This window comes from Streptomyces sp. NPDC006368, from assembly GCF_040612535.1.
Taxonomy (GTDB): domain Bacteria; phylum Actinomycetota; class Actinomycetes; order Streptomycetales; family Streptomycetaceae; genus Streptomyces.
Window position 1 is genome coordinate 1 of the sequence record NZ_JBEXQK010000094.1, and the last position, 4,355, is coordinate 4,355.

Annotated in this window: 4 protein-coding genes; all 4 read right to left on the reverse strand. The window is 71.0% G+C overall.

From position 1 onward, the window contains the following. Positions 1 to 157 precede the first annotated feature (157 nt). From ABZZ38_RS30250 to ABZZ38_RS30265, 4 genes are read right to left on the reverse strand one after another with little or no spacing between them, the layout of a single operon-like run. A complete protein-coding gene (locus ABZZ38_RS30250; RefSeq protein WP_356745715.1) occupies positions 158 to 1,468 on the reverse strand; it encodes a DUF58 domain-containing protein in 1,311 nt (436 codons plus the stop codon). An 11-nt stretch (positions 1,469 to 1,479) separates the two neighbouring features. Beyond that, positions 1,480 to 2,463: a MoxR family ATPase gene (locus ABZZ38_RS30255; protein ID WP_356745717.1), complete on the reverse strand. Its 984-nt coding sequence runs from the start codon at positions 2,461 to 2,463 to the stop codon at positions 1,480 to 1,482. Next, a complete protein-coding gene (locus ABZZ38_RS30260) occupies positions 2,460 to 3,683 on the reverse strand; it encodes a DUF4350 domain-containing protein (RefSeq protein WP_356745719.1) in 1,224 nt (407 codons plus the stop codon). Before ABZZ38_RS30260 ends, ABZZ38_RS30255 begins: the two co-directional genes overlap by 4 nt. After that, on the reverse strand, positions 3,680 to 4,348 hold the full coding sequence (locus ABZZ38_RS30265; protein WP_356745721.1) for a DUF4129 domain-containing protein: 669 nt from the start codon (positions 4,346 to 4,348) through the stop codon (positions 3,680 to 3,682). The genes ABZZ38_RS30260 and ABZZ38_RS30265 overlap by 4 nt, the downstream gene beginning before the upstream one ends. Positions 4,349 to 4,355: the final 7 nt, after the last annotated feature.

The following is a 4,355-nucleotide window of genomic DNA, read 5'->3' on the forward strand; positions in this document are numbered from 1 at the left end:
TACTGCAGGGGGGACCCTGTGGGAGAGTAGGACACCGCCGAACAATTATTGTGGGAGAGCCCCGCACCTTCTGGTGCGGGGCTTTTCTGCGTTCAGAGGCAGGAAGACGGGGCCTTTCCCCATGGATTGGCTCCCGCATAGCTGTTACTACTACTCCTCAGAGGCGGCCCGCGGCCTTCAGAGCGAGGTAGGCATCGGCAAGTGCCGGGGCCAGGTTCTCAGGCGTCGTATCGACGACGGTGACGCCGTGACGCTGCAGTCGTTCCGATGTGCGACGGCGCTGAATCAGGGCCTGGGCGCCGGCTGCTGCCTCGTAGATTTCGTCGACAGAACCTCGCGCCTTCGCCATCTGCTCAGTGTGCGGGTCGGATACCGAGGCCAGCAGGACCGTGTGCCGCTCGGTGAGTTGGGGCAGTATGGGCAGCAGGCCCTCTTCGATGGGCGCGGCCTCCAGGTTGGTCAGCAGGACGATGAGGGAGCGCCTGGGGGCGCTGGCCAGAGCGGTGGAGCTCAGGCCCCGGGCGTCAGTCTCGATGAGCTCGGGCTCCAGTGGCGCCATGGCGTTGACCAGGGCCGGGAGGATGTCGTTCGCGGAGCGACCCTGGACGCGGGCACGGATGGAGCGGTCGTACGCGAGCAGGTCCACCCGGTCGCCCGCGCGGGAGGCGAGGGCGGAAAGAAGGAGCGCCGCGTCCATGGCCGCGTCCAGGCGGGGGACGTCGCCGACGCGGCCGGCCGAGGTGCGGCCGGTGTCGAGGACGATGAGGATGTGGCGGTCACGCTCAGGCCGCCAGGTGCGTACGGCGACGGTGGTCTGGCGGGCGGTGGCGCGCCAGTCGATGGAGCGGGTGTCGTCGCCGGGGACGTACTCGCGGAGGCTGTCGAATTCGGTGCCCTCGCCGCGGGTGAGCACACTGGTACGGCCGTCCAGTTCGCGTAGGCGGGCGAGCTTGGACGGCAGGTGCTTGCGGCTGGTGAAGGGCGGCAGTACCCGGACCGCCCAGGGGACGTCGTGGCTGCCTTGACGGGCAGCCAGACCCAGGGGGCCGTAGGACCGCACCGTCACGCGTACGGCGTGCCTGTCGCCGCGGCGTGTGGGCCGCAGGACCGTGGTGACACGTCGGCGTTCGCCGGCCGGGACGGTCAGCGGGTGACGGGATGCGGCCTGTTCGGTGTTCGGAAGCCAACTGCTCGGCGGCCAGGCGTCGCGTAGCTGGGCACGCAGGCGGCGGCGGGACGGGTTGGTGACGGTCAGCTGCACTTCCGCGCTGTCACCCAGTCGAACGCTTGTGTCACCACTTCGGGTGAACTGCAGCCTTCGCGCTGGCGCGGCGAGAGCGTAGTCGCACAGAATTGCGAGTGAGAGGGGCGCGTTGACAGCGAGCATCCCCGTCCAGCTGGGGGCGAGGATGCCGACGGGGAGAGAGCCGAGGGCGGCGAGGAGAGCGGTTCGTCCGGTGAGGGCCACGGTTCACCGCCTCATCGTGGAACGGGGACGTGGGCGAGGATCGAGGTGATGACGGAGTCGGCGGTGACTCCTTCCATCTCGGCCTCGGGCCTCAGCTGGATGCGGTGGCGCAGGGTGGGAAGGGCCAAGGCCTTCACGTCATCCGGGATGACGTAGTCGCGGCCCGTGAGCCAGGCCCAGGCGCGAGCGGTGGAGAGCAGGGCGGTGGCGCCTCGTGGCGAGACGCCAAGGGTGAGTGAGGGGGATTCTCGGGTGGCGCGGCAGATATCGACGACATAGCCGGCGATTTCAGGGGACATCGAGGTCTTGGCGACCGCTGCGCGGGCGGCTTCGAGGTCGGCGGGGCCGGCAACGGGGCGCACTCCGGCGGCTCGCAGGTCGCGCGGGTTGAAGCCTTCCGCGTGGCGGGTCAGGACGCTGATCTCGTCCTCTCGTGAAGGGAGAGGGACCGTCAGTTTCAGCAGGAAACGATCCAGTTGAGCCTCGGGCAGCGGGTAGGTGCCTTCGTACTCCACGGGGTTCTGGGTGGCTGCGACGAGGAAGGGGTCGGGGAGCGGGCGCGGCGTGCCGTCGACCGTGACCTGGCGCTCCTCCATCGCTTCCAGAAGCGACGACTGGGTCTTGGGTGGCGTCCGGTTGATTTCGTCGGCGAGTAGCAGGTTGGTGAAGACGGGCCCGGGCTGGAAGGAGAACTCGGCGGTGCGGGCTTCATAGACCAGGGATCCGGTGACGTCACTCGGCATCAGGTCGGGGGTGAACTGGACGCGCTTGGTGTCCAGTTCGAGGGATGCGGCGAGCGCGCGTACGAGCAGCGTCTTTGCGACACCGGGCACGCCTTCGAGGAGGACATGGCCTCGGCAGAGCAGTGCGACGACAAGGCCGGTGACAGCGGGGTCCTGCCCGACCACGGCCTTCGCGATCTCGGTGCGCAGGGCCTCCAGGGAAGCGCGGGCGCTGTCCGAGTTCTCAGGGGTCTCGGGGGTCGGGGCACTCATGAGGTGCGTACCTCTCTTTCGAGGGCGTCGAGTTGGTCTGCGAGAAGGACGAGCGCGGCGTCGTCCGTGGGGGCGGGGCCGAAGAGAAGGGCCCTGAGGTCCGTCTCCGTGCGCGCTTCGTTGCCGGTGAGGCGGGCGGAGACGGCAGGCAGCAAGGAGTCGGGGGAGTCGGCCTCCACCGGGGGGACGCCCAGGAGGGGAGCGAGGCGCGTCCGGGTCGCCGCGCGCAGGACCGTGGCCGCACGGTCGCGGGCGTTGGCCTTGCGGTAGAGGCGGGCGCGGCCCTCGGTGGCTTCGGAGGCACGGATCGCCACGGGAAGGCGTTCGGTCACGAGGGGGCCGAGGCGGCGTGCGCGCCAGATGGCTGCGAGGACGGCGGCGAAGGCGAGTTGGAGCGTGCCCCAGAGCCAGCCGGATGGGATCAGGTCGAAGAAGGCGGTCGCGCCACCGCCCTCGTCGTCACCGCCGTCACCGCTGTCGCCGCCTTCGGAGGCGGAGGGATCACTGAGCGAGGGGAGGTACCAGACGAGGTGAGGTCGGGAACCGAGGAGCTGAAGGGCGAGCGAGGCGTTGCCCCGCTGGTCGAGACGGTCGTTGTAGAGGATGTCGGGAGAGCCGAGGAGGATGGTGTCGCCGTCGGCGGGGCCGTCGACGCGCAGCAGGGTGGGCCGGCCGTCGCTCGGGTAGCAGGCGTCGGCGCCCGTGAGGTGGGTCGCGTAACGCTCGCCGCCCAGGTCGACGTCGCCGGCGCGCTCGGCGGCCGTAAGGGAGCACTGCGGGGTGAGTACCGAGACCGGGGCGGGGGTGTCCGTGGTGACCCCGGGGGCCAGGGTGGCGGTGGACGCCTGGTTCGCGGACACGAGGACGGTGCGGCCCCCGGCGGTCTCCATGGTGCGTCGCATGACGCCTCGCTGGTGATCGCTCAGCACGTTGGGCGCGGCAACGAGAAGAGTCGTGTCGGAGCCGGCCGCGGCTGTGGCGTCGTCCAGGGTGGTCACCACGCGGGTGGTGACGCCGCGGTCCTTGAGGAGTTCGGCCACCGCGCGGCTGCCGTAGCGGTCGGCGGAGCGGGGATCGAGGCGGCCGTGCTGGTCACCGGAGCGGACCAGGGCCATGGCGATCCCGGCCACGAGGAGAACGGCGAGCGCGATCAGCAGCCCGCGAGCCCGGATCCATACCTGGCGTGGCGTGAGGGACAACGAGCTGGATGTGCCGGTCATTCGGCTGTTCCTCCGGCAGGACCGCGGACCGCGCTGCTCAGCTGCGGCTTCGTTCGTTCCAGGACCCTGTCGAGGTCCTTGAGCCGCTGGTATGCGCGCTGGTCGGCGGTGCGGCCGCCGTACGTCACGTCGTCGAAGGAGCGGGCGGCGGCACGGAGCTCCGCCGTGTGGGCGGGGAGGGACCGGCCTGCCTCGGCCGCGGCCTCGTCGGCGGTGCGCCCGGGGCGCGGCTCCAGAAGGGTCCGTTCCTCGAGGGAGCGCACGACCGCCCGCATCCGCTCCTGGACTGCTTCGTTCCAGCGGCTCGCGGCGGCGTGCGCCTCGGCGGCCGTGCGGTGCTCGGCGGCGCTGCGCGGGCGGTCGCCGAAGAGGGAGTCCGAGGTGGTGGGCGTGGGCCGGGGGGTGCCCAGGCGCCACCACAGGGCGCCGACGAGCGCGACGACGACCAGGAGGATGACCACCATGCCGAGCACGCCACCAGGGGTGACCGTGGACGCGGTGTCGAAGATGCCGCCCACCCACTCCCAGAAGCGGTCCAGGGTCCGCTGGAGGAGGTTCGGGTCGTTCTCGTGGTACATCGGCTTGGACAGCTCCCGCTCCGCCGCTTCACGGGCGGGGATGCGGGGAGTGTCCACCGGTACGTCGGCGTCGGCGCGGCTCAGCAGCCGCGCC

What these genes read in the sequence shown, in the direction of transcription:
- ABZZ38_RS30255 (WP_356745717.1), bottom strand. Translation starts at nt 2,463, where the DNA reads ATGAGTGCCCCGACCCCCGAGACCCCTGAGAACTCGGACAGCGCCCGC.
- ABZZ38_RS30260 (WP_356745719.1), bottom strand. Translation starts at nt 3,683, where the DNA reads ATGACCGGCACATCCAGCTCGTTGTCCCTCACGCCACGCCAGGTATGG.